We start from the raw sequence: 23,621 nt of genomic DNA on the forward strand, positions 1-23,621 counted from the left end.
TCCTGCCATGGGCAGCGCTCTGGCCTCGCTCATCTGGGCGTCCTGACTCTGGTGACAACATTCCGGAATGGCCGTAGACAGGGTTGTCTACTTCTGCAGCGAAGGTATCAGACAGACCTGTCTATGCACAAACTGCGCGCCACCAACCCTGCACTGCAGCCCGGGGCGGAAGCCCCCGGCTGCGGGCGGCCGTCCCGCCGTCAGGCGTAAGCTTCATGGCATGGCGAGATACTTCGATGTGCACCCCGAGAACCCCCAGACGCGCTCCATCCACCAGGCGGTGGAAATACTGCGTTCAGGCGGCCTGATCGCCTATCCCACCGACTCCTGCTACGCCCTGGGTGCCCAACTGGGGAACAGGGAAGCCCTGGACCGGATCCGGGCTATCCGGCAACTTGACGACAAGCACCACTTCACGTTGGTCTGCAAGGATTTCGCCCAGTTGGGCCAGTTCGTGCAGATCGACAACGATGTCTTCCGGAGGATCAAGGCTGTCACGCCAGGCAGCTACACCTTCATCCTGCCCGCCACCAAGGAAGTCCCCAAGCGGCTGCTGCACCCCAAGAAGAAGACTGTGGGGGTGCGCATCCCGGATAACCACGTCGTTCAGGCGCTGCTGGCCGAGCTCGGCGAACCGCTGCTCTCCAGCACACTGCTCCTCCCGGATGAGGAGGAGCCCCTCACCCAGGGGTGGGAAATCAAGGAGCGACTCGAGCATGTGGTGGACGCCGTGATCGATTCCGGCGACTGCGGTGCCGAGCCGACCACCGTCATCGACTTCTCCAGCGGCGTCGCAGAGGTCGTCCGTCACGGTATGGGCGACGCGTCCCGGTTCGAGTAGGCGACGAAGCCCGGCCAGGCAGCACCGGCCAGGCAGCACCGGGTTAGGCCGAGGCCGTCCCGCGCGGCTGTCGGTTGCGCATGCGCCGGCGTATGAGGTCAACGGCAGCGAGGAGTCCGGCAAGAGGCGACAGCACGGCGGCGGCGTAAACAAACAGCAGCCAGCTCAGCGTGGTCACGGGCGACTGCCGGGTGCTCAGCAGGGACAGCCCGCCGAGCAGGCCAAGGGCCCAAAACAAGACCACTCCGGACAGCACTGCGGCCGCGGGGAAGTACTCGTTCGTGACAACTTTCTTAAGGGTTTCCATGGACGCTCCTCATGCGTGGCGGTGGGAGAAGTCCGCCGGGATCACTCCAAGTATGGGGCCCCCGGCGGCCGGATTTCCGGAGAATCCCGGGCACGTGATGAAGCTAACTTCCCTGCCGTGAACGAGGCTTGGGAATGCGCCGGCGGAAGCCACGTCCCAGGCGACGGCTCGCCCTTTCTCAGACGGCAGCCCGGACCCGCTGGAGGAACGAATCGAGCACGCGTCCGGCGTTCTCATGCATGCGCCTGGACTCTGCTGCCGGCATCTGACGGCTCTTGGGCCCGTTCAGGCGCTCACCCAGGTAGAGCAGGGCCGCAAGGACTTCGGACAGCTCGGAGTTGCTTTCGGCGCGCTGCCGCAGGAGCCGCAGATGGGCTTCCTGGAGGGCCGGCCCGGGCGCGCAGCCCAGATCACGGTCGAAGAGCCTGCGACAGCGGTCATAGGCCGACAGGCCCTCGACCGGGAGGCCGGCCTGCTCGTAGGCCGTTACCAGTACTGTCCAGGCCCTTTCGTTGAGCGGTTCAGCCCTGATCGCGGCCTGGGCCAGATTGACGGCGGCGTCGGGCTTGTCCAGGAGGGCCGCGGTCTCCGCGGCGAAGATCTGTGCTGCCACTTTGTCAGCCGACTGGCGGTTGCGCGCCTCTTCGGCCCAGTCGGAGGCAAGCTCGAACCCCAGGAGCGGCTCCGCGGAGATCTCCAGCGCCTCGAGCAGCAGAGGGTAAGCCTCGGCGGGAGCAGCCTCGCCGGCAGCCCGGATCAGCTGGCGGAAAATCGAAAGGTCCAGGTCCACGAGCTGCGGATCCAGGACGTAGCCGCTGTTGGCCGTGCGGAGCGGGCCGGTCTTTGTCTGGCCCGGCTGGATCGCCCGGCGGATGCCGCTGACATAGCTCTCAAGTGTTGCAACTGAGCCGTCGCTGGCAGCTTCCCCCCAGAGGATTTCAATCAGCCGGGTCTTCGAAACCGGTGTGCCGAGGTTCAGCAGGAGGATTTCCAGAATGTGCCGGGGCTTGCATCCGCCCATGTCCGCAGCGGTGAGGGCGACACCGTTTCGGCGTACTTCGAACGTTCCGAAAAGGCGAACCGATATTGGGGGTGTAGGCCCGGTCATGTTTTCCACGGTATTCTCCGATTTCCCCAGGTACAACGAAATCAAACGCTGGGCGGAAGGCCGGGACTGCTATGGAACGAGGCGGTACCGAGGCTCTTGTTCCGTCCGACTTTCCAATGACACCGTGACACGCCAATCGTGGCGCAACAAGAACTGAAGCTACCCGATCTTTCGCCCGGAGAAAGACGGGTACAGGGGTCAGTACCGCCGAGTAAACGCGCGGAACGAATAGCAGGTATTCGCACCCGGGAACAGGTAGTTTTGCGTCCACGAGCCGGGAAGTTTCAAGTACCGCCGGGGGCGCCTCGCGGGAGGGACAAAGCCGGGCTCGACAGCGGAATTTCGGCGTTGCCAAAGCACCCCGCGGAGGGGTTCGCGCTACTTCGTGTCGGTCATTTCCTGCGGCACTGCCACCACGTGCCGTTCCGCGCCGTCGCGGAGGACTGCAAGATCAAGTGGCACGCCGATGGCTTCGGCAAAGAGCAGCTTCTGCAGGCTCTCAGCGTTGGAGACCGGGCGCTTCCCCACGCTCAGGACTACGTCACCGGCCTGCAGGCCTGCCCGTTCAGCTGGCGAGCCACTGAGGACTTCGACGACCAGCAACCCCTCCCTGTGTCCGGTCCGGACCACAGCGCTGGGCTGCAGCTGGATGGGGGTGTTCACCAAGCCAAGGTAGGCGCGCCGGACGCGCCCGTCCTTGAGCAGTGACGCAATGATGCGCCGGGACGTGGCGTTGACGGGCACAGCCAGCCCCAGCCCGACCCCGGCCACGGCGGTGTTGATGCCCACAATCCGCCCCCGAGCGTCTGCCAGGGCGCCTCCCGAGCTGCCCGGATTGAGGGCCGCGTCGGTCTGGATCACGTCCTCGATCATGCGCCGGTTGCGCCCGGACCAGACCGGAATCGAACGGCCAAGTCCGCTGACGACGCCGGCCGTCACGGAGCCCGACAGGCCGAACGGATTGCCCACGGCGATGACCAGCTGGCCGACCTTGAGCGACTCGGCGTCGCCCATTTCCGCCGGTGCCGCGGTGGGGGCCTTGCCATGGACGACTGCAAGATCCGAGAGCGGGTCTGCGCCCACAACCTCCACGGCCGTCCTCGTGCCGTCGGCAAAGACGGCGTGACCGCCCTGGGCGCCGCCCACGACGTGGGCGTTCGTGACGAGGTACCCGTCGGAAGTGAACAGCACCGCCGAGCCGGCTCCCGCCCGGAACCTGCCGGCGCGCGAGTTGGCGGTCATCTCGATCGCGGCGACGTGCGGAGTGACGGTTTCCGCGACGCGGATGACTGTTGCGGAATACGAATCCAGCGGGTCCTCCGACGCGTCGGATCCTGACACCCTGCTGATGGCTGTGGCCACGCTGCACCTCCTGCGAACCGGTACTCATCTAAGTGAACCACCGGCGCCGCGGCGGTAGTCCCCGGGCCCCTACGCCGTCAGAGAAATGCGACGCATGAAGCGGCGCCGTGGCAAGAGTTCATGCCGCCGCCGGCCCCGGACTAGGCTCGGGAGTAGACCAGACCGACAGCCGCAGGAGGAACCCACGTGAACGCAGCGTCCGATTCATCCGGACCCCTGCCGCTGCCGGGCCTCACCTGGGGCATCAAGCGCAGCTTCATCACCTACATCCGGGAACTGCCGGACGGTGCCGCCTCCGCGGCCGACGGCGCCGCCGCGCTGGACTCCGGCCTGTTCTGCTTCGCCCCCGGAGACTCCGACTACGATCTGGCCAGTGGCAGGGGCCTGCTGCGCTTCCGCGGTGACGTCCGGGTCGCCGGTCATCACGGAATGATGTTTGTCCGGCTGCTGGACCCCTGGATCGAGTTGTCCGGCAGCCGCGGGATTCTGTCCATCAGTACCGGCGACGTCGACGGAAAGGGCCGCGTTGAGGTTGCCGTCCTGCGCGCCGGGCTTCCCCGCTCCTTCGAGGGGTTCCTGGTCTGGGACCACGTGGGGGTCGTGATCTCGCAGGAGGGTTCCGAGCTGTTCGACGGCCAGTACGCTGCCGGCCAGCCCATGGACCCGCTCTCCATCCGCGTGCCCGCGTGAGGCGGCGCTAACGGAGCCTGGCAGGCCGTACCCGGACCGGCGCGAGGATCCCGATCAGGCAGACGGCCGTGATCGAGCCGGCAGCCATGATCGAGGCGAGCACCACGATCTGGAAACGCCCTGCCTCCAAAGTCGACACTCCCCCGAAGATCGCACCGACAAACGCCCCCGGCAAGGTGACCAGACCCGTCGTCTTGGTCTGGTCGGTCGACGGAATGAGGGCCGAGTACACGGCGCGCCGCGCCAGCTCCAGCGTCGACTGCCGCCGCGTAGCACCCAAAGCCAGCCACGCCTCAACCTCGTCCCACCGCTCGTTCACGGTCTCGGCAAAGTGGCGGCCTGCGAGCGTGGCGATCGACATCGCGTTGCCGATCACGATTCCGCCGATCGCCAGGGCGTAGCGCGGCGTGAACGCGATCGCACCTGTGCCGAATACCACCACCAGCGTGGCACCGATTCCCGCGGCCATGGAACCACCGACCAGCGCCAGCCGGCCCCACGTCCAGCCGATGCGTCGTGAGGCTGTCACGGCGGCGACGGTGAACATGACGAGCAGCGCGGCGGCGACCCAGGCGGGGCTGGTGATCACGCCGCCCAGAACCAGGCTGATCACCGCGAGCTGTGCGGCCCCGCGAAGGATGGCGAGCACCGGAGCGGCGCTGTGCGGGGTGCGGAATGCTGCCAGGACGCCGACCGTCAGCATCATCAGGAGCACGACGCCCAGCATCGTCGGGAGGAAGGCGGCAAGCTCGGTCATCAGGCAAGCCTATAGACCGCGTTATGGCCGTGCCGGCACCGGCCTGTTCCGCGGCCGGCAGCTGGGCCCAGGCACCGGGCGGCCGCCGGTTCACCTCTCAGGCGTCATTCCGCCTGCGGCACCTGCTGGGCTGCCCCGAAGAGCCAGCCCGAGACGTCGCTGCGCAGGACAACATGGGGGCCGCCGGTGGCACTGACGCTGCCGTTGGGGACGTAGTATCCCCGGCCCGCGCCCGGTCCGCCGGCTGCCCGGTCCAGGGCCTCCGTAAGGCCTCTGCTCAGGTGGCCCTGAGGTCCCAGCGACCGCAGCTCGTCCAGTTCCCCTGGCGTGAGCCTTCCCAGCACTGCAGCTATATCGGCCATCATGGATCCCTTCGGGCGGATGGTGCCTATGGAATCAGGCTAGGACACGGAAATTAACGGCGCGTGACGTCCCGGTGACCAGTGTCGAACGCTTCCTGCACGGCGGGATCCTGGCCCGTCGCCGCGGGATGTCGTGAGGGTCACTGCCCCGGAGCCCCCGGTTCCCAGCAAATTCAAGGTGGGATGCTGTACCGTTCAATCCCGGAAACCCCGACCAGCACCAGTGATACAGCAATCGAAATGAGTACCCAACACGTGGCAACCGATTATGACGAAGTCCGATCCGACGTCGCGGAATCACGCAACGCTTCTTTGGAGGCCCTCCGCTCCGCAAACGCACCTGACGCGCGCAGCGTCGTCCGTGAACTCGACGAGGCGGACACTTCCGAAGGCGTTGAGCTTCCGGGCGCTGACCTGTCCGGCGAGGAACTGACGGTCACAGTCATTCCGCAGAAGGACGACGAGTTCACCTGCTACTCCTGCTTCCTGGTCCGTCACCGCTCCCAGCTGGCCCGCGAAAAAGACGGGCACGCATACTGCGCTGACTGCCTCAGCTAAGGCTCTGGTCCCGCGCAGGCGACCACCCCGCGGGCCGGGCCCGCGCCGGCCCGCCTCGACGCCCCTGCGCCGGGCCCTCCCTTCACAATCAGGCACGGCCGGTGCCGGACATGCCTTGGGGCGCACGTTCCGCTACGCTCCTCATTGACGATGCGGCGAGTGCCGGTCCGTGGCCGGAGGCAGACCCATGCGACACAAGGACACCGACGGGCGGGATACGGCCGGTGCGGTCCCGCTGGCTGCATGCCCTGATGTCCAAGTCTCCTGCACGCCGGACACGGCCGTGGTTCCCGACGGCGGATCCGGCGGCCGGGCGTGACCGGGGGCCGCAACGCGCAGGACAACCCGGGCTCCCTTTCGCTCCCTGTGCCCGACGGCGGCCTGCCGGCCGCACGGCTCCGCGCACCGGCAGCCGGCAGCACCGGAGCAGGTCCCAACCCTGCAGGCCGTAACCGGAGAAGCCGGCCTGGTCGTATCTGGAGCCTGAAGCGCGAATGGTCCAGGGCGTTCCTCTTGATGCTGGTGGCCCTCCTGGTCGGGGCAGCCGCAACGATCCTGGGTGTCCGGGGCGTTACCGACCAGGTCCAGGACACCGCGGGCCGGCTGCGCCTCGAATCGCAGAGCGTGGCGGGGCTGCGTGCAGTTCTCGAGACGAACGAGCAGACAGGTCTCCGGCTGCTCTCCGGCTCATCCGCCGAGGCGGATGCTTTCCTCCAACAACAACAGGATCTCGCCCGCCGTTTCGACGACGCCGCAGCGGCCCTCCCGGCCGAGCGCGGGATGCGCGCAACCATGATCAAAGCCCGCGCGGCATGGCAGGAAAGCCTGGCCGCCCACGGACTCTGGGGCGGGCAGGTGCTGACCCTTCACGGGAACCACTCCGACGAGGCTGCGGCATTCGCTGCAGAAACCTCAGGCAGCCGTGAGATGCTGGCCGGCATCGAGCGATCCTCCCTCGAAGAGATGGATGCCGGCCTCGCGTACGGCGCGGAGCTCCAGCAGATCGTGATCGCGGCGCGAAGCGGGCTCTTCGTCCTGGCCGCCGCCGGCGTCGTGTACTTCCGGCGGCGGATGGTCAAATACCTAGTCCGGCCCATCGAAGGCCTGCACCGGGGGGTCATGAAACTTCAGAACGCGGACTACACCCACCGGATTGACGTCGTCCGCCGGGACGAACTGGGCGAGCTGGCGGAGGCCTTCAACACCATGGCCGCCGCCGTCCACGGCAGCCACCTGGCGCTGACCCACCGGGCCACCCACGACCCCCTCACCGGCCTGGCGAACCGCGCCGCGTTGACCGAGCGATTGGCAAGCCCGCTCCAACCCGGCAATGACGGCACGCCCCGGCACGAGGGACTGTTGGTCATCGACGTCGACGACTTCAAGGATGTCAACGACTCCCTGGGCCATGCAGGAGGCGATGCGCTGTTAATCCAGCTGGGCCAGCGGCTGCAGGCCTGCGTGCGCGGGCGCGACCTCGTCGCCCGCCTCGGCGGGGACGAGTTCGCCATCGTGGTCGCGGACGACGGCGGCGGCTCCCCCACGGGCGACATCGCTGAACGGATCCATGACGCCCTGCGCGCACCTTTTTCCATCGGCGGCGTGCGTTCGAAAGTCACCGTCAGCATGGGGGCCGTGGAGAGACGCCCCGAGTCCGCAGACCCCGCCGAGCTGCTGCGGCAGGCGGACTTTGCGATGTACATGGCCAAACACGGCGGAAAGGGCCGCTACCAACTCTTTGACGCCGACGGGTACGACCACATGACGTACCGCACGGTCCTCCGGGCAGACCTCGCCTCTGCTGTCCCGGCCAGGCAGCTGCGCCTCGACTACCAGCCCGTTGCCGACCTCCTCACCGGGCAGATCGTCGGGCTGGAGGCGCTCGTCCGCTGGGAACACCCGACCCTCGGACGCCTCGGCCCCGCGGAGTTCATCCCGCTGGCCGAAGAAACCGGCGACATCGACGCCATCGGCTGCTGGGTCCTCAAGACGGCAAGCCGACAGGCCGCCGGCTGGCGGCGGTCGATGCGCCACTGCGAAGACCTGTGGGTCTCGGTCAACCTCTCCACGCTGCAGCTGCCCAGCCCGCGGAGCCTGGCCGCCATCGAAAGCCTCCTTGCCGACCCTGCAGCGCAGGCGGAGAAGGTGGTGCTCGAAGTCACGGAAACAGCACTGGCGACCAGCGTCGACGGAGGCATTGCAGCGCTGAACAAACTCAAGAGTCTCGGCGTCCGCATCGCAATCGACGACTTCGGCACCGGTTACTCTTCGCTCAGCTCCCTGGCGGTGCTGCCGGCCGACATCCTCAAGATCGACCGGTCCTTCCTCGCGGCGCACTCCCCGGACACGCCGTCGGCTGCGATGCTCGAGGGCATCGTGGGACTGGCCCGGAAACTGGACCTGGACGTCATTGCCGAAGGCATCGAAGACCCAGGCCAGCTGGCCCTCCTGCGATCGCTCGGATGCGGCATGGGGCAGGGATTCCTCCTGGCGGGCCCCAGCCCCTCCGCCATTGTCGAGGCGCTGCTTGCCTCGGGCACCCGCCTCCAGCCTCCGTCGACGCCGGACGGTTCAGGCGAGAGACCCCCGGCCTGAGGGTGTCACTGGGCTTCGAAGGCGAGCGTCGGTTCGTCGGGTGTGGCCAGGGTCAGGACGGCTTCCTCGACCGTTTCGTGGTCTTCGAGGTCGCTTTCCACGCGGCGCAGCGCCACGGCGACCTCGTGCTCGGGGTGGTCCCCCGCCATGTCCACAGCGGCCACAAGGTACAGCTTGCGTGGTCCTACGAACTCAAGGTGCAAGTACGTTATCCGCGCTATGTCCGGGTGCTCCAGCAGCCGGCGGGCCATTGACCGCTCGATGTCCGCGGTCACGCCCTGGCCAACGAGGAAACGCCGGTTGCGCTCAATGAGCACGACGGCCACTACTGCGAGCAGAATGCCCACCAGGATGGACCCCACAGCGTCCGGCACGGCGGATCCCGTGATCTGGTGCAGGACAATGCCGGCAAAGGCAATGGCCAGGCCGAGCAGGGCCGCCGCGTCTTCGGCGAATACTGCCCGCAGGGTCGGATCGGAGCTCTTCAGGACCTGGTCCAGGGTGTGCCGCTCAAGTTCGCGCGCTGCCTTCCGGGTCTGCCGGAACGCCTGGGTGAAGGACACGCCTTCCAGGACGAACGCGACCGCCAGTACGACGTAGGCGAGCGCGTATTCGCCCGCGGGCTCCGGTGCCATCAACTGCTGGATGCCGTGCATGATCGAGACCACGGCACCGGCCGTGAACAGTCCAAAGGCGGCAATCATCGACCAGACGTAGGCCTCCCGGCCGTAACCCATGGGGTGTGTCTTGTCCCGCTTCCTGGCCGCCTTCCTTTCCGCGATGAAAAGGAACACCTGGTTCCCCGTGTCTGCCCAGGAATGGGCAGCCTCGGCGGTCATGGAGGCCGATCCGGACACGAGGGCGGCGGCTGATTTTGCCAGCGCCACAAGAACGTTTGCGGCAAAGGCGATGATCACCGTCAGCGACGTTGCCCCCTGTTTCTCGCGTTTCACAGTCGTGTTCCCTCTCGCCGCCTTCGGATACGTGGCCACTGCCTACGCTATCCCCTCCGGCGGCCATCCCGGGGCACCGAAGGCATCGTGAGGGGCGGTGCTATTTCGCCGCTGCCGGAGCAGAATGGAGATTGTTCACATCCATTGCTCTTTCCCAGCGTCGAGAGGGTGCGCCATGAATACTCGCAGGATTCGGGCTTCGCTGTTGCTGGTCCCGGTCTTGATTGCAACTGGCGGCTGCGCGGGAGGCGGCGGGTCCCCGTCGTCGACGCCGGCACCATCCCAAAGCGCAACGGCGAGCATGCCGATGGGATCCTCCGCCCCCATGACCACCGCATCCACGGGAGGCGGAAGCGCCGCAGGGCTTGCCATCATGATCAAGGACTTCGCCTACGGGGATTCGATCACAGTGCCGGCCGGTGCGACGGTTACGGTGACCAACATGGACACCGCGGCACACACTGTCACGGCCGATCAGGGCGCGGCGTTTGATGTGAAGATCGAGGGCAACGGCGGCACTGCGACTTTCACGGCACCGGCACAGCCGGGCACCTACCCGTACCACTGCACCTTCCATCCCGGCATGCACGGAACGTTGACGGTCCAATGAGCGTGCAAAGCCACCCTGGACGGTCCGTGGGCGTACACCGCGCCGGCATGGCCCTGCGGGTCTTGACCGCCGTCGCACTGTTTATTGATGCCGGCGTCCATATCCATCTCGCGCCCGGCTACCAGGCGGGAAATGCTGCCGGACTCGGCCAGGGCAACCTGTTCCTGCTCGAGGGCGGTGCGGCGGTCCTCAGCGCCCTCTACGTCCTCCTCCGGGGCAGCAGGGCCGCCTACGCAGCCGCCCTGCTGGTCTCACTCAGCGCCTTCGTGGCAGTCGTCCTCTACCGCTATGTGGACATACCGGCGTTCGGCCCGTTTCCCGCCATGTACGACCCCGTGTGGTTCTTTGAGAAGTCCGTGAGCGCCGTCGCGGAAGCCGCCGGTGCGGTGCTTTCCGCCACCGGCTTCGTCAGGGCCCGGCGGGACGGTACCGGACGGCGTTCCCGCGCCGCATCCTGACAGCACCTGCGGCCCTGCAGGGCCGGATGCTTCCGTCCCAGGCCCGCGGAGAACCGCAAGGGGTTGTTGCTAGCATGTGGGCGAGGTGATTCATGCAAAGCACAGCAGCCCGTCGTGCGGTGACCGATGTCGCGGCGGCGCTGGCGGCCTTCCTTGGGGCGGGACTCTGGCTCGGCGCCGACCTCATTGCCGATGCCGGATGGCGCTGCCTGGCCCTTGCGGCGGGTGCAGCGGTTATCGGGCGCGCGGCCGCCTCCATCCTGCACCGCGCCCCCCGGTTCTCGACACCGGCCGATCGCGTCACTCTGCTCAGGGTGGTCCTGGTGGCCTGCTGCGCGACCGTGACGGTTGGGGGGCTGTCCGCCGGGTCGGCACCGGCGGGGTTCCTCGTACTCCTGGGCACACCAGCTCTCCTTCTGGATGCCGTGGACGGGCGCGTGGCCCGCATGACAGGCACCGCGTCGGCTGAGGGGTCGCGTTTGGACACGGATACGGACGGCGCCCTTGTGCTGGTCCTTGCCTGCGCGACGGCGACAACGGTCGGGCTGTGGACCCTGGGCATCGGATTCGCGTACTACGCGTTTCTCGCTGCCGGCAAGGTCCGGCCGTCCCTGCGGGAACCGTTGGCACCGCGCACGTCGCGCAAGGTCATCGGCGCCGTCCAGCCGTCCGCCCTGCTGTTCGCCCTGATCCCCGCCGTCCCTCCCGTACTCCGAGACCTGGGACTCGGACTGGCACTGCTTTTGCTCCTGTATTCCTTCGGCCGCGATGTCCTCGAACTTGAACGGCTGAACAGCAACCGCCGCGGTCTCAGCGGCCGGGCAGGGGCCCCCGCAGGGACGAGTGCAGGGAAGAGTGCAGCAACGAATGCTGGCGCAGCCGCGGGCGCAGCCGCCGGCCCGTGAGGTCAGCGGGTGGCGGCACCACGGGATCAACCATTCGCAGGGCCAGCCGTGCCGGCCGGGAGCGGCTTCGGGGCGAGGCTCGTTGTGGCGGGGCCCTGGATGACGGCCCCGCCGGTGGAGAACCGGGAGCCGTGGCACGGGCAGTCCCAGGTTCGGTCGTCGGCGTTGAATTCGACCGTACAGCCCAGATGCGTGCAGATGGCCGAAACAGCCCGGATCTGTCCCCCGGCGTCGGCGTAGACGGCCGTCTTCTCCCCGTCGATATCCACCACGGTTCCCTCGCCCGGCCGGAGCCCGGCGATGCCTGGCTCCGGCCGGGCCGGAGCCCCGGTGTTCCCTTCTGACGCGGCGTCCGCTGGCGCGTTGACTGCCCGGGCTGCCCTGCCGGCCGGAGCGCCCCGGTTGGTGTCGAACGCCCGGTTGGTGTCGAAGACTGCCGCCCACGGGTTGTACCGGCCGCACAGGGCATCGGCCAGGATCAGGGCCGCGGCTGTGCCGTTGGTCAGGCCCCATTTGCGCAGCCCCGTGATCATGTGGAGGTGTCCATTGGTCCCGGGCATGCGTCCTGCATAGGGCAGTCCGTCGATGGGCATGCCGTCCTGGGTGGACCAGCGGAAACGGAGCTCCGCGGCGCCGAGACGTTCCCGGGAAAAGACCGCAAGACGGCGGTACCGATCAGCACTGGCGCCGGCCTCGCCCGCCCGGTGGCCCTCACCACCGGTGAGGATATAGCTGGCGCCGGCGATGTCGATCGCGAGGATGGAACGCATCGGCTCGTCCACGCTGATGAACGTCCCCTCCAGCGCCGCAGACGGCGCGCCGCTGGCGATGACGTAGGAACGGTGAAGATAGCAGCGTCCGTCGAAGAACCCCTGATCGCCGAACGGCACATTCGTGGCCACAATGACATCGCGCGCCCGGACTGACCCCCTCGCAGTTTCGACGAGGCATCGCGCACCCTCGCGGACGGACAGCACGCGGGACTCCTCGAAGACGAAGCTGCCGCCGCCGTCGACAGCGCGGGCGAGGCCCTGCAGGTATTTCACCGCATGGAGCCGCGCCTGGCCGTCGAAGCGGACGGCACCTCTGACCGCGAAGGGCAACGGAACGTCGCCGGTGAACACGGAGGGGAGGCCGAGCCTGGCGCCGAGGGCCGCTTCGTCCCGTACCCGGGCCAGGGCGTCCTCACTTTCGGCGTAGGTGTAGTTGGCCACGCGCCGGAAGTCGCACGCGATCCCCTCGTCGGCCACGACCCGCGCTATGTGCTCGACTGCGCCCTGGTTGGCTTGCCCGTAAGTGCCCGCCGTGTCAGCACCGTGCCTGCCCTCCAGCTCCGTGTAGACCAGTCGGTGCAGGGAGGTGACTTTGCCTGTCGTGTGGCCGGTGACTCCGGTTCCGACGCGTGCGGCTTCCAGCACGGCGACGGTCTGGCCGGCGCGTTTGAGGGCCAGCGCCGCCGTCAGTCCCGCAATGCCGCCGCCGACCACCGCGACATCGACGTCGACCTCGACGCCGTCTTTCACCGCCGGAAAGTCGGTGATCCCGCCCGTGGCGACCCATAGCGAGACCTGCCTGCCTTCGAGCCGCTCGTCCACTGCCCCGCCTTTCAGCCAGCATGCCGGTCCCACCTGGCGGCAGGTGCACAACAACGCCCGGCCACCACGGTGAAGATGGACGGAATGTAGCACCGTCCGGGTTGCCTGCATAGGGCCAGGGATCAGACGGTTCCATCCGGCGGAGGGTAGCCGCCGTTCTGCCCCGGGCGTAGACTCGTCACCCCATGAACAAGAACCGCCTCGAGGCCTTCAGCGACGGCGTGCTCGCCATCATCATCACCATCATGGTGTTGGAGCTTCACGTTCCGGCCGAGCCGACCTGGCCGGCACTTCTGGACGAGCTCCCCACACTGCTCAGCTACCTGCTGAGCTTCGTTTATGTGGGGATCTACTGGAACAACCACCACCACATGCTTCACCTTGCCGGCAGGGTCAACGGCAGTGTCCTCTGGGCCAACCTCCATCTGCTGTTCTGGCTTTCCCTGATTCCGTTCACCACACGGTGGATGAACACTGCGGGCCTGGCCGAGATCCCCGTCCTGGTGTACGGGCTGAACCTGCTGCTTGCCGCCATTGCCTACTACATCCTGAAATCGACGCTGATCCGCCAGCAGGGCAGGAACGGCCCCCTTGACGCGGCCCTCGGCCGGGACTGGAAAGGCAAGGGATCCCCCGTTATCTACATCCTTGGCATGGGACTGAGCCTCGTGAAGCCCGTCCTGGGTCTCGCGGTCTACACCGTGGTGGCCGGCATCTGGCTCATCCCGGACCGGCGTGTGGAGCGGTTCCTTACGCGCCCGGCCGAGGCCAGCGGGGTCGGGCCAAACGACTGAGCAACGGCCACGCGCTGCCCGGTTCAGGTTCCTCCGGGCGCGCCGAAGCTCAGGATATCTGCCGCTGCCGTCCAGCCGGAGGCGGTGTAGCTGGCCGTCTCGTCCGGGTCCAGGATTGTGTACAGGGTGCCGGCGCCGTGGACTGCCGCATCGTCGGCGAGGCCGGCCAGCACCGCGGCAGCCAAACCGCCGGGGTCGTCCGGGCTTTGCGCACGGATCCCCCCGACGACGGCGAGATCCTGCTGGACGCTGATCCTGCCACCGGCGACGGGGTGGTCGAAGAGCGAAATTTCGACGACGTCGTAGAACTCGAGGGGCGCCTCGGCCAGCTGGGCGTCCTCGGGCAACGCCGGCGGTGCATCGAGGTCCTCCGTGCGTGCGGTGAGCAGTGAGGCCACCCTGACAGCGGCGAGGCCCCGGCTGGCAGCATAGTTCCGGGCCGCTTCCGGGTCGGACGTGGCCAGAGTGAGGATTGCGCCTGGTTGTTTCAGTACCGCCGCGGCCGCGGCGTCCACGTCGTTTCCGGGCCAGGCGAGGATGTACTCCGCCTGGGGATGTTCCCCGTCCGGCAACGCCGTGACACCGTTCCCTTCGGGGGCCGAGGTTCCGCCGCGGACCGCGGCCCACCCCGCGGCCCACCGGGGCAGTGCGTCCTGCCAGTCAACCATGATCAGCGGCCGCCTTCAGATCCAGGTGGTCCGGCGCAGCGGCGGCTCGGTTCCGCCGGCGCGCTGCACGAGGATCTGGTTGACGCCCGTGATTCCGGCCTCGAAGCCCAGTGCGCTGGCGGCCATGTAGAGCCGCCAGATTCGAGCCCGGCCAAGGCTGCTCGCCGTCACCGCCTCCTCCCACTGTGCTTCGAGGTTCTGCACCCAGGCCCGCAGGGTGAGGGCGTAGTGCCGGCGCAAGGCCTCGACGTCGAGCACCTCGAGGCCGCCGGCTTCCAGCGCGCCCACCATGTCAGCGAGGCTGAGCATCTCGCCGTCCGGGAAGACATAGCGCGGAATGAAGGAATCCGGGTCCGGCGCCGTGGGTCCGGCGTTCCAGGAGATGGCGTGGTTGAGGAGCCGGCCGCCGGGGCGCAGCAGCCCGTGCAACCGGGAGACGTAGTTGTGGATTTGCTCCTTCCCGACGTGCTCTGACATGCCGATGGAGCTGATGGCGTCGAAGGGTCCGTCGTCGACGTCGCGGTAGTCCTGCACCCTGATCTCGATGCGGTCCGTCAGGCCGGCGTCGGCTGCCCGTTTGCGGGCCAGCGCCGCCTGTTCGGTGGAGAGCGTGACACCCACGACGTCGACCCCGTAACGCTCTGCGGCGTGCAGGGCGAAGCTGCCCCAGCCGCACCCCACATCGAGGACCCGCATTCCCGGTTTCAGCCCCAGCTTGCGGCAGACAAGATCGAGCTTGGCTTCCTGGGCGGCCTCCAGCCCGGTATCTTCGTCGTTCCAGACGGCGCACGAATACACCATGGACGGGCCCAGTACGAGGGCATAGAAATCATTGCCGACGTCGTAGTGGTGCGAAATCGCCGCGGCGTCGCGGCTTTTGGAGTGGCGTTTGCCGTACCGTGCGACGCGGGCTTCCTCCGGCGGAGGTGCCGGGTTCGGGCCAATCGCCCCCACCCGGACGGCCGCGGTGACGAGCGTCCAGATTTCACGTGCCGTGAGGGGCCGGAAGGGGCCCGGCTCGGCGAACTTCCCGGCAGAGGTCAGGGCGGCGAACGCCGCGAAGATATCGCCGGGGGCATCAATGTCCCCGGACACGTAGGCGCGGCTGAGCCCCAGCTGACCCGGCGACCAAAGAATGCGGCGGAGGGCCCGGCGGGAGCGGAACTCAACCTTCGGGGCCGCGGCGGGGCCGGCCTCCGAACCGTCCCACGCCCGAAGCCGTAGCGGAATCTCCTGGGTTCCCAGGACTATCGCCAGCGCTTCCGCCAGCCGTGATGCCACACCCGTGGTCTTCGTCATGTTCATTGCCTCTCTTCCAGCACCGCAGACAGGGCAAGAAGCGCACCCGCGCTGTCCATGTGTTCAATGTATTTGGCAACCATGGCCTTGCGACAGGGCTTAAGGCCTTTGGATTCATCAGCAGTGACGATTGCAGTGCGCAAAGCTCTGGCGCTCCCTGCGTCGGGTGCCTATCGTGTTGGCTATGTCTGAAGCATTCCCGTCTCTCGTCGAGACGTTTAAAAACGTTGGCGTGTCCAGGGCCTACGGCGCTCCGGTGCAGATCGCCGGGGAAGAAATTATCCCGGTGGCGTTGGTATCTTTTGGCTTCGGCGGGGGCAGCAGTCCCGACGCCGGACCGGGAACCGGCGATGACGGCAGGGGTGGCACCGGCGGAGGGGGCGGCGGATTCGTGCTTCCGCTCGGCGTCTACGCGCGCGGTCCCCGCGGGCACGTGACGTTTCGGCCCAATATCGTCGTGGTGCTGGCCGGGCTGGTTCCCGTGGTGTGCGCCGTCGGGATGTCCGTCCGCGGAATCCTGCGCACAGTCCGCGCCTAGCAGGTACTTGGGGCGAGGCATCCCACAGGCGGGGACGCACCATCCGTCAGGACTGTCCGCTGAGCCTTTGAATGAATTCATCAGCTTTTGCCAGGTTGCGGGCCAACTTCGCCCGCTGGTGCACGGCCCTCTCAAGGAACTCCGCACGCCTCCCACCTCTGGGCCGCTTCCGCCATCGCAGCATTGGACGCCATTACGGAGAAGTACCGCCACCACGGCAAAGACGTGGAGATCGTCGGCCTCAACGACGCCAACGTCCTCGTGCGCGAACGCCTCCGCGGCAAGCCTGGGGCGGCCCACTGATCCCTCAGAGAGGACCGGCTCACTTCCTCGAGGCCGGGATTTCGTTGTAGACGATGAATCCGGCCGAGGCCGGCAGATACCAGTGCTTGCGGTAGCGGACCGGCCGGTAGACGTGGCCGAAGGGGTCGGTCACCCTGATCTCTGCCAAGTCGGCCTGCTCGGACAACCGGCGGTCGACGTCGTGCAGGGTTGACCGCCGCACGTTGACAGCGCCAATGTCGAACGTCCATGGGGCCGGCGCTGCTGCCGATTCCCGTTCCAGTTCGAGGGTCTCGAAGATGCCGGACACCAGGGCGGCCGGCGAGTCCGACATGAGGCGCCGGAGCCGGTGCTCCTCCGCGTGGATCTCCTGGGCGTCGGCCAGTGCTTGGCGGAGCCAGTGGTACTCCACGGGTCCAAGGGCCGGCCCAAGGATCAGGTGCCGGTTCGGGTCCAGTTCCAGGCGGTAGTAGTGGCCTTGGCGATCAATGATGCAGGACGCCTCGTCCATATACTCGAAGTCCGCAAGGAGAGCCCGTTCGGTCGCGTAGTAGGAAAACGCCCCGCTGTCATCAACGACAACGAAGTCACGGGCATCCTGGGCCGGTGCGGAGAGGAGGTCTGCTTGGGGGCGCGCCATGTGATCCATTGCGGTTCTCGATCCTGCCGGGCGTCAACCGTGTCCGATGCGGCCACGGTAGTCCCTATGCTCCATCACACCACCGGCTGCGCCCGCCCGGAAGAGGCTTTGATGCTTTCCATACGCCGGCGCGCCCGACGTTAGCGCTCCCTTGACGCCCGCATCGGCTCGGGTCCCGGAGGCACCCAACCCGGAGGACTCCCCCGTCAGGAATCCGGCGGCACGAGGGAAGGTCCCGCCGTGCGGGGCCTTCCCTTCGCTGTCGGGCTGGATTGTGCCCTAGACTTTCTCGCTTGTCCGATCAACAACCGGCTCCTGGGCCGGGCGCCCGCCTCGACGGCGGGGGAACGCCCAGAACAGCATGCCCTGCCTCTGCGTCCGGAGCTCCGAACGGTCCTCCGGCCTGATCTCGGCGCGGGGTTCAGGCGTTCGGTCGGATTCCTTCTTATAGCTCCGCCCGAAGTCCTTGTTGGATGAATAGCACATCACGTACCTCCTTTAGCGACTGCCCCTTAATCGTCCTCCCAATACGCCGGCCAGTCGACACCCTCCCGCAGGCAATTGTTCTTATACGGTCGAATACGACATGGACGGTTCCTGATCGTCGTCGGCCTCGACCCACGCCGAGAAGTCCTTCAGCGACATGATGCAGTAGTAGTCGCAGTACCTCAGGTTTTTCTTTTCCGTCTTGCTCATGACGGTAATTCGATGCGGCGGCGGAAACGGATGGTTCACGGATGTCGCCGCGGACGCGTCCGCGGAAGCGTCCGACGCCGGGCCGGCGGCCCGGTCGGGGATCAGTCCTTGGCGCGGGCCCGGCTGGGCTGCACCCGCGGGGGTTCACCCGGCATCTTCGGAAAGTCCGGCGGGAACGGAAGCTCGCCCAGCCCTGCCGCCTTGTCCCGCTCCCACCATCCGAGGAGGGTGTCAATGGTGCCGGCGACCGAATGCATCGCCGCCCAGGGATCACCGGTGGCCTTGAGCCGCCCGGGCACGGTGGCGATCGTGAAATCATGCGGATCCGCGTTCTCCAGTTCGTCCCAGCCGATCGGGCAGGAAACCGTGGCGTTCGGCAGGGCCCGCGGACTGTAGGCTCCGGCCATCGTGCGATCCCGGTTCGCCTGGTTGAAATCAACGAATACCCGCCGTCCGCGTTCCTCCTTCCACCAGGCGGTGGTGACCTTTGACGGCATTCGCCGCTCAAGCTCCCGCGCCGCGGCGATGACGGCATGCCGCACATCAAGGAATTCACGGCTCGCCTCGATGGGGGAAAAGACATGCAGGCCCCGGTTGCCGGATGTCTTGATGAAAGCATCAAGACCGGCCTCCGCGAGCACGGCCCGCAGCTCCTGCGCCGCCGGGATCGCATCATCGAACCCCGTGCCGGGCTGCGGATCCAGATCGATGCGCAGCTGGTCGGGGTTGTCCGGGTTGCCGGCCCGTGAGGCCCAGGGGTGGAACACGACCGTGTTCATCTGCACCGCCCAGACCGCGGCTGCGATGTCGTCGATGACCAGCTGGGGATGGGACCGGCCGCTCGGGTAGACGACGCCGACTGACCGGATGAAGTCCGGCGCGCCTTTGGGCGGATTCTTCGAGAAGAACTGTTCACCGTCAATGCTGTCCGAGAACCGCTGGAGGGTCACGGGCCGGTCCCCGTTCGCCGCCACGAAGGCGTCGCCCACGTCGACGATGTAGCGGGCGAGGTCCAGTTTTGTCAGACCCAGCGCGGGCCACAGGACCCTGCCGGGGCTCGACACCCTCAGTTCCCGGGTTCCCTGCGGACTGTTGACTGTTACCGTGGCTGCTTCCCTCACCATGAGCACAAGCTACCCCCTGGCCATCGGCAAATGAAGCCACCATGCATGGCTGGCGTGCATTATGGAGCCATGACCGCAACCGAATCCCCCGTCGCCATAGCCGTCGGTGACGGCACCGTCTCCGGCGTTTTCGCAAGACCGGGGGGCGCGGTTGCCACAATCGTCGTTGCCCACGGGGCAGGGGCAGGCCTGGAACATCCGTTCCTCTGCGGCCTCACACGCGCCCTGAACGAGGAGGGCATCGCGACGCTCCGCTTCAACTTCCCGTACAGGGAGGCCGGCAGGAAATTCCCCGACCGGCCGCCGGTGGCCGTGGCCGCCTGGCGGGCGGCCATGGATGCGGCGGCTTCCCTGTCACCCGGCGGGCCGCTGTGGGCCGCCGGCAAATCGTTCGGCGGGCGCATGGCCTCGATGGCCGTCGCCGAGGGCATGGCCGCCGCGGGACTGGTCTACCTCGGTTACCCGCTGCACCCGCCCGGAAAGCCTGAGAAGCTTCGCGATCAGCATCTCTACGGCCTGACGCTGCCGATGCTCTTCCTCCAGGGCACCCGCGACCCGTTCGCTACGCCGGAACTGCTCGAGGCGGTGGTCGCGCGCATTGGTGCCTCCGCCAAGCTTGAGTGGCGTGAGGATGCCGGCCACACCTTTGATGTCGCCGGACACAAACGCGGCGCCGAGGAGGTCGGGGCGTCGCTGGCGCCGGCGGTTGCGGCGTTCCTCAAACAGGCCGGCACGATCGCCACGTCCGCTGCCCCGCATCCCGGCGCATGACGCCCTGGGCAGGGCCGGCCGGGAGCGTCCGCGGGACTGAAAGGGACCCTGTCAGGACGTGCGGGCCAGGCGGTGCTGCAGGTGGGCTTCGATGGCGGCAGCCGCCGCGGTGGCCCCGCCCGCGCTTCGGACGGTCGCGCTCATGGCCGCCACGGCCTGGCGGATCTTCGCGTCCGCGCTGACCCCGGACACTGCGTCCAGCAGCTTCGCCGGAGTGAGGTCCTCCGCCGGAAGGCGCCGGCCCAAACCCAGCTCTTCGAGCCGACGCGCGGTGGCCTCCTGTTCGGGCTGCTGCGGGAAGGCCACCATGGGCACGCCAAAATAGAGCGCTTCCATGGTCGAGTTCATTCCCGCATGTGTGAGAAAGACATCGGCCTGGCGGAGAACCAGAAGCTGCGGAAAGGACGCCTGCACACGGACATTGGCCGGAATGGGCCCCAGGGACCCAAGGTCAGTCTGTTCCCCGATGGCCAGGGTGACATCCCATGTGCTCAGCCCGAAGGCCTCGAGGCACATCCGGAAGAACTCGGGCCGCCGGTTCAACGGAGTCGTTCCCAGCGAAATGAACAGCACGGGACGGGGGCCCTCATGCGTCCATTCGCCGCCCGGGTCCCGGCCAGCCACACAGGGGCCCACGAACAGGAAGCGTTCATCGAATGTCTCCCCCATGGGCTGGAATTCCCGCGGGATGAAGACGATATTGAACGGTGCCGGCGGACCGTCGAACATCCGCGGAGTGCTTACGCCCTGGTCGGCCGCGAATTCGGCGATCAACCGGCCCATCGCCTGCCAGGTCCTGGACATCTCCTCCGCCATTTCAGGCTGGGGCGCTGCAGGAAACAGCGACCGGAGGGAGAAATGCTCATTTGTGGCGTAGGTGGGCATCAGTGCGATCGCCGGGACCCCGATCTTCTCCGCGGCCATCCCCCCGGTCAGGGTCATGGCATCGAAGCAGACCGCGGCCGGCGGATCTGCCCCCAGCTCTTCCACCAGAGCGGGAAAGCCCGCCCTGATGTCAGCGAACACGCGCTCCATCATCGGACGCATCAACTCCGGCCGCGGCGGCTGGCCGGGAACCGGCGTCGGCATCAACGCCATCCAGTCCTCCCCGGAAGCGCGGAACACCGCCCCCGCACCCCGTATCCGTTGTTCGAACTTGTCCGACGTGAAATACGTGACCCGGTGCCCGCGGCGCACGAGCTCAGCGACGACCGCCAGCGTAGGGTTCACGTGCCCTGCGGCGGGAATGGATATGAACGAAAAGTGCATGATGATCACTCCTCATCGCGACTGGCGTTCGCCAGCGGCCACCATGTTTCATCATCATCCTCCTGCTGCCGCGCCGCCGCACAGAACAGCACGGACCGGGGTTCCACGGCCGTGCTGCACTGCGGCCGTCAACCGCACGTAACCGAAAGTATGGTCTCGGTTTGCCCCCGGTTCACCGACGCACCCTAGGCTCAACTCGCGTACAGGGGCACCGTTCCGATCTGTGGAGGATTGACTTGACCAACCAGCACCTCGGAAGCCGGCCGTTCACGCGCCGGAACCTGCTCGCCGGTCTCGGAGCAGGTGCCGCCCTGGCCGGGGCCGGCGGCCTTGGCGGAAGTCCGGCCTTCGCCGGTCCCAGGACCAGCGCGGCAACCACGGCGGGCGCGCGCCGGTGGACCACATCGTGATCTGCCTGCAGGAGAACCGGTCATTCGACCCCAACTTCGGCACTGCCTCGTGGGCCGGAAATTACGGCATCCCCGCCGGGCCCCCGGCCCCTCCCCGGGACCGGCTCGCCCGGATCGGCGACCTCACCTCCTGCTTCCGCCAGGACTAGCCGCGGACACCAGACCTCATCCATCAGCCCCCACGGCGCCGGGAACCCCTGCGCCGGACAACGATCAGGAAACCATGAATCACTTCAAACCCTTCGCGGCTGCCACGGGCGCCGCGGCGCTGGCGGTCTCCACCCTCACAGCCGGGCTCCTTGGCTTCGGAGCCGGGCCGGCCTCAGCCGGCGACAAGCACGACGGCACAGCGACGCCGATCAAGCACGTCGTCGTGATCTACGGGGAAAACGTCTCTTTCGACCACTACTTCGCCACGTACCCCAACGCTGCCAATACGGCCGGGGAAGCGCAGCAGGGCACCGGTACCCCCGCCGCGGCCTTCACCGCGGCGAAGGACACGCCCAAGGGAATCAACACGCTGGCCGGCGCCGGACTGCTGGCACCGAACAACCCCAACTCGGTCCAGCCGTCGCGTCTTACGCCGTCGCAGGCCGTCACCTGCGACCAGGACCACGAGTACACCGCCGAGCAGAAAGCCTACAACGGCGGCCTCATGGACAAATTCGTGGAGAACACCAGCAAGGACGCCTGCGGTCCGGGCCAGTTCGGCCGGCCGGGCCTGACCATGGACTACTACGACGGCAACACCGTCACCGGAATCTGGAACTACGCGCAGAACTATTCCATGAGCGATTCCCACTTCAGCACCGTGTTCGGGCCCTCGAGTCCCGGAGCGCTGAACCTGGTCTCAGGGCAGACGCACGGCGCGAGCGAATTCACCGCGGCGGGGCAGCCGGTCAAGCCGGCGGCCAGCGACTACACCGTCCGCGCGCCCGACGCGAACGGCGTGGGCACCATGATCAACGACCCCGACCCCGTCTATGACGACTGCTCCAACAAGAGCCACACCACCAACTCCAACCTGGCCGGCATGAACGGCAGGAACATCGGCGACATGCTCAACGACAAGGGCGTCAGTTGGGGCTGGTTCCAGGGCGGCTTCGCCCCGACGACCCCCGCCACGGCCACAACGCCCGCCTCGTGCGGCGCCTCCCACACGAACGTGGCCGGAACATCGTCCACGGATTACAACCCGCACCACCAGCCGTTCCAGTACTACAAGTCCACGTCCAACCCCCATCACCTCGCTCCCGCCAGCGACGCGGAGATCGGCCACAACGGTCAGGCCAACCACCAGTACGATGTCTCCGACTTCAGCAAGGTGGTCAATTCGGACAACATGCCCGCCGTCTCCTTCCTTAAGGCCCCGAACTACCAGGACGGGCACGCCAGCTACTCCGACCCGGTCGACGAACAGAAATTCATCACCGCCCAGGTCAACGCCATCCAGCAGTCGAAGAACTGGGACAGCACCGCCGTCGTCCTCGCCTACGACGACTCCGACGGCTGGTACGACCACGCCGCCGCTGCCGTGAAGAACTCCTCCAATAACCCCGACGACGCCGCGTGGTGCCTGAACGCATACAACAAGGGCGTCCCGATGTCCGGAGGCTACGCCGACCGCTGCGGCCCCGGCCCCCGCCAGCCTCTCGTGGTCATCTCCCCCTACGCCAGGAAGAACTTCGTGGACCACACCCAGACGGACCAGGCATCGATCCTCCGTTTCATCGAAGACAACTGGACGACAGGCCACATCGGCGACGCCTCTGCAGACGCCACAGCCGGCTCAATGAACGCCATGTTCAACTTCACCCACCGCCGCCAGGACAAGGTCCTGCTCAACGAACAAACGGGCGCCGTCGCCAGCATCACCCACGGCAACGAACACGCCGGTGACAACGGCAACGACAACAGCAATGGACACGCCCCCCACTAGCGGTCCCGCGCACTTGCGCAGCCCGTCCAGGACTACCTGGGCGGGCTGCAGTGTTTCTACAGCCCGGCGCCTCCACCTGTTCAAGTCTTG

At 67.3% G+C, this 23,621-nt stretch carries 26 protein-coding genes; 13 read left to right on the top strand and 13 right to left on the bottom strand.

Annotated elements, in window-relative coordinates:
* The first annotated feature begins 220 nt into the window (after window positions 1–220).
* The gene (locus tag AC1DES_RS13140; protein ID WP_476896145.1) at window positions 221–841 is read left to right on the top strand and encodes an L-threonylcarbamoyladenylate synthase; all 621 of its coding nucleotides are present in this window, start codon (window positions 221–223) and stop codon (window positions 839–841) included.
* Window positions 842–884: 43 nt separating this feature from the next.
* On the opposite strand, the gene AC1DES_RS13145 is transcribed toward AC1DES_RS13140, so the two are convergent.
* The 3 genes from AC1DES_RS13145 to AC1DES_RS13155 all read right to left on the bottom strand — a co-directional run bounded on the left by AC1DES_RS13145 (window position 885) and on the right by AC1DES_RS13155 (window position 3,618).
* A complete protein-coding gene (locus AC1DES_RS13145) occupies window positions 885–1,148 on the bottom strand; it encodes a hypothetical protein (RefSeq protein WP_476896146.1) in 264 nt (87 codons plus the stop codon).
* A gap of 178 nt (window positions 1,149–1,326) precedes the next feature.
* Window positions 1,327–2,169, bottom strand: a complete 843-nt coding sequence (locus AC1DES_RS13150; RefSeq protein ID WP_476896147.1) for an AfsR/SARP family transcriptional regulator — start codon at window positions 2,167–2,169, stop codon at window positions 1,327–1,329.
* Between the two features lie 465 nt (window positions 2,170–2,634).
* Entirely contained in the window at window positions 2,635–3,618 is a 984-nt protein-coding gene (locus AC1DES_RS13155) for a S1C family serine protease (RefSeq protein ID WP_476896148.1), read from the bottom strand.
* A 186-nt stretch (window positions 3,619–3,804) separates the two neighbouring features.
* Between AC1DES_RS13155 and AC1DES_RS13160 the strand changes: the two genes are divergently transcribed.
* Window positions 3,805–4,308: an HtaA domain-containing protein gene (locus AC1DES_RS13160; RefSeq protein WP_476896149.1), complete on the top strand. Its 504-nt coding sequence runs from the start codon at window positions 3,805–3,807 to the stop codon at window positions 4,306–4,308.
* 7 nt (window positions 4,309–4,315) lie between these two features.
* On the opposite strand, the gene AC1DES_RS13165 is transcribed toward AC1DES_RS13160, so the two are convergent.
* Together AC1DES_RS13165 and AC1DES_RS13170 are read right to left on the bottom strand one after the other, a co-directional pair.
* Window positions 4,316–5,065: an ABC transporter permease gene (locus tag AC1DES_RS13165; RefSeq protein ID WP_476896150.1), complete on the bottom strand. Its 750-nt coding sequence runs from the start codon at window positions 5,063–5,065 to the stop codon at window positions 4,316–4,318.
* 104 nt (window positions 5,066–5,169) lie between these two features.
* The gene (locus AC1DES_RS13170; protein ID WP_476896151.1) at window positions 5,170–5,430 is read right to left on the bottom strand and encodes a hypothetical protein; all 261 of its coding nucleotides are present in this window, start codon (window positions 5,428–5,430) and stop codon (window positions 5,170–5,172) included.
* 252 nt (window positions 5,431–5,682) lie between these two features.
* On the opposite strand from AC1DES_RS13170, the gene AC1DES_RS13175 reads away from it, so the two are divergent.
* Both AC1DES_RS13175 and AC1DES_RS13180 read left to right on the top strand, forming a co-directional pair.
* Window positions 5,683–5,985, top strand: coding sequence for a DUF4193 domain-containing protein (locus tag AC1DES_RS13175; RefSeq protein WP_476896230.1), 303 nt, complete (start codon window positions 5,683–5,685; stop codon window positions 5,983–5,985).
* Between the two features lie 315 nt (window positions 5,986–6,300).
* On the top strand, window positions 6,301–8,580 hold the full coding sequence (locus AC1DES_RS13180) for a putative bifunctional diguanylate cyclase/phosphodiesterase (protein WP_476896152.1): 2,280 nt from the start codon (window positions 6,301–6,303) through the stop codon (window positions 8,578–8,580).
* A 5-nt stretch (window positions 8,581–8,585) separates the two neighbouring features.
* On the opposite strand, the gene AC1DES_RS13185 is transcribed toward AC1DES_RS13180, so the two are convergent.
* Window positions 8,586–9,533 carry a cation diffusion facilitator family transporter gene (locus AC1DES_RS13185; protein WP_476896153.1) on the bottom strand — a complete coding sequence of 316 codons (948 nt, stop codon included), beginning with the start codon at window positions 9,531–9,533 and terminating at the stop codon, window positions 8,586–8,588.
* A 325-nt stretch (window positions 9,534–9,858) separates the two neighbouring features.
* On the opposite strand from AC1DES_RS13185, the gene AC1DES_RS13190 reads away from it, so the two are divergent.
* The 3 genes from AC1DES_RS13190 to AC1DES_RS13200 all read left to right on the top strand — a co-directional run bounded on the left by AC1DES_RS13190 (window position 9,859) and on the right by AC1DES_RS13200 (window position 11,506).
* A complete protein-coding gene (locus tag AC1DES_RS13190) occupies window positions 9,859–10,143 on the top strand; it encodes a cupredoxin domain-containing protein (RefSeq protein ID WP_476896154.1) in 285 nt (94 codons plus the stop codon).
* Between the two features lie 26 nt (window positions 10,144–10,169).
* Window positions 10,170–10,601, top strand: coding sequence for a hypothetical protein (locus AC1DES_RS13195; RefSeq protein WP_476896155.1), 432 nt, complete (start codon window positions 10,170–10,172; stop codon window positions 10,599–10,601).
* 92 nt (window positions 10,602–10,693) lie between these two features.
* The gene (locus tag AC1DES_RS13200; RefSeq protein ID WP_476896156.1) at window positions 10,694–11,506 is read left to right on the top strand and encodes a CDP-alcohol phosphatidyltransferase family protein; all 813 of its coding nucleotides are present in this window, start codon (window positions 10,694–10,696) and stop codon (window positions 11,504–11,506) included.
* Between the two features lie 26 nt (window positions 11,507–11,532).
* Here the strand turns inward: AC1DES_RS13200 and AC1DES_RS13205 are convergent, their stop codons facing one another.
* Window positions 11,533–13,101 (bottom strand): FAD-dependent oxidoreductase, encoded by a 1,569-nt coding sequence (locus AC1DES_RS13205; protein WP_476896157.1) that lies wholly within the window; start codon window positions 13,099–13,101, stop codon window positions 11,533–11,535.
* Between the two features lie 185 nt (window positions 13,102–13,286).
* Between AC1DES_RS13205 and AC1DES_RS13210 the strand changes: the two genes are divergently transcribed.
* Window positions 13,287–13,895, top strand: a complete 609-nt coding sequence (locus AC1DES_RS13210) for a TMEM175 family protein (RefSeq protein ID WP_476896158.1) — start codon at window positions 13,287–13,289, stop codon at window positions 13,893–13,895.
* A 23-nt stretch (window positions 13,896–13,918) separates the two neighbouring features.
* Here the strand turns inward: AC1DES_RS13210 and AC1DES_RS13215 are convergent, their stop codons facing one another.
* Together AC1DES_RS13215 and AC1DES_RS13220 are read right to left on the bottom strand one after the other, a co-directional pair.
* Window positions 13,919–14,563 carry a hypothetical protein gene (locus tag AC1DES_RS13215; protein ID WP_476896159.1) on the bottom strand — a complete coding sequence of 215 codons (645 nt, stop codon included), beginning with the start codon at window positions 14,561–14,563 and terminating at the stop codon, window positions 13,919–13,921.
* Window positions 14,564–14,578: 15 nt separating this feature from the next.
* Window positions 14,579–15,862, bottom strand: a complete 1,284-nt coding sequence (locus AC1DES_RS13220) for a class I SAM-dependent methyltransferase (RefSeq protein WP_476896160.1) — start codon at window positions 15,860–15,862, stop codon at window positions 14,579–14,581.
* Between the two features lie 184 nt (window positions 15,863–16,046).
* On the opposite strand from AC1DES_RS13220, the gene AC1DES_RS13225 reads away from it, so the two are divergent.
* Window positions 16,047–16,400, top strand: coding sequence for a hypothetical protein (locus tag AC1DES_RS13225; protein ID WP_476896161.1), 354 nt, complete (start codon window positions 16,047–16,049; stop codon window positions 16,398–16,400).
* A 322-nt stretch (window positions 16,401–16,722) separates the two neighbouring features.
* Here the strand turns inward: AC1DES_RS13225 and AC1DES_RS13230 are convergent, their stop codons facing one another.
* From AC1DES_RS13230 to ligD, 3 genes are all read right to left on the bottom strand, one after another.
* Window positions 16,723–17,322, bottom strand: a complete 600-nt coding sequence (locus AC1DES_RS13230) for a hypothetical protein (RefSeq protein WP_476896162.1) — start codon at window positions 17,320–17,322, stop codon at window positions 16,723–16,725.
* A gap of 567 nt (window positions 17,323–17,889) precedes the next feature.
* Entirely contained in the window at window positions 17,890–18,018 is a 129-nt protein-coding gene (locus AC1DES_RS13235) for a hypothetical protein (protein ID WP_476896163.1), read from the bottom strand.
* A gap of 101 nt (window positions 18,019–18,119) precedes the next feature.
* Window positions 18,120–19,142, bottom strand: a complete 1,023-nt coding sequence (gene ligD, locus AC1DES_RS13240) for a non-homologous end-joining DNA ligase (protein ID WP_476896164.1) — start codon at window positions 19,140–19,142, stop codon at window positions 18,120–18,122.
* 69 nt (window positions 19,143–19,211) lie between these two features.
* Here ligD and AC1DES_RS13245 point away from each other — a divergent pair, with 69 nt between their 5' ends.
* Window positions 19,212–19,913: an alpha/beta hydrolase family protein gene (locus AC1DES_RS13245; RefSeq protein WP_476896165.1), complete on the top strand. Its 702-nt coding sequence runs from the start codon at window positions 19,212–19,214 to the stop codon at window positions 19,911–19,913.
* Between the two features lie 51 nt (window positions 19,914–19,964).
* Here AC1DES_RS13245 and AC1DES_RS13250 read toward each other — a convergent pair whose 3' ends face one another.
* Window positions 19,965–21,182 (bottom strand): macrolide family glycosyltransferase, encoded by a 1,218-nt coding sequence (locus AC1DES_RS13250; RefSeq protein ID WP_476896166.1) that lies wholly within the window; start codon window positions 21,180–21,182, stop codon window positions 19,965–19,967.
* Between the two features lie 236 nt (window positions 21,183–21,418).
* On the opposite strand from AC1DES_RS13250, the gene AC1DES_RS13255 reads away from it, so the two are divergent.
* The 3 genes from AC1DES_RS13255 (at window position 21,419) to AC1DES_RS13265 (ending at window position 23,531) form a co-directional block, all read left to right on the top strand.
* Complete coding sequence (locus tag AC1DES_RS13255) at window positions 21,419–21,592, top strand: twin-arginine translocation signal domain-containing protein (protein WP_476896167.1); 174 nt, start codon at window positions 21,419–21,421, stop codon at window positions 21,590–21,592.
* On the top strand, window positions 21,577–21,741 hold the full coding sequence (locus AC1DES_RS13260; RefSeq protein ID WP_476896168.1) for an alkaline phosphatase family protein: 165 nt from the start codon (window positions 21,577–21,579) through the stop codon (window positions 21,739–21,741). The genes AC1DES_RS13255 and AC1DES_RS13260 overlap by 16 nt, the downstream gene beginning before the upstream one ends.
* A gap of 74 nt (window positions 21,742–21,815) precedes the next feature.
* Window positions 21,816–23,531, top strand: a complete 1,716-nt coding sequence (locus tag AC1DES_RS13265; RefSeq protein ID WP_476896169.1) for a phospholipase C — start codon at window positions 21,816–21,818, stop codon at window positions 23,529–23,531.
* Window positions 23,532–23,621: the final 90 nt, after the last annotated feature.

It is taken from the genome of Arthrobacter sp. 05T442 (genome assembly GCF_056395945.1).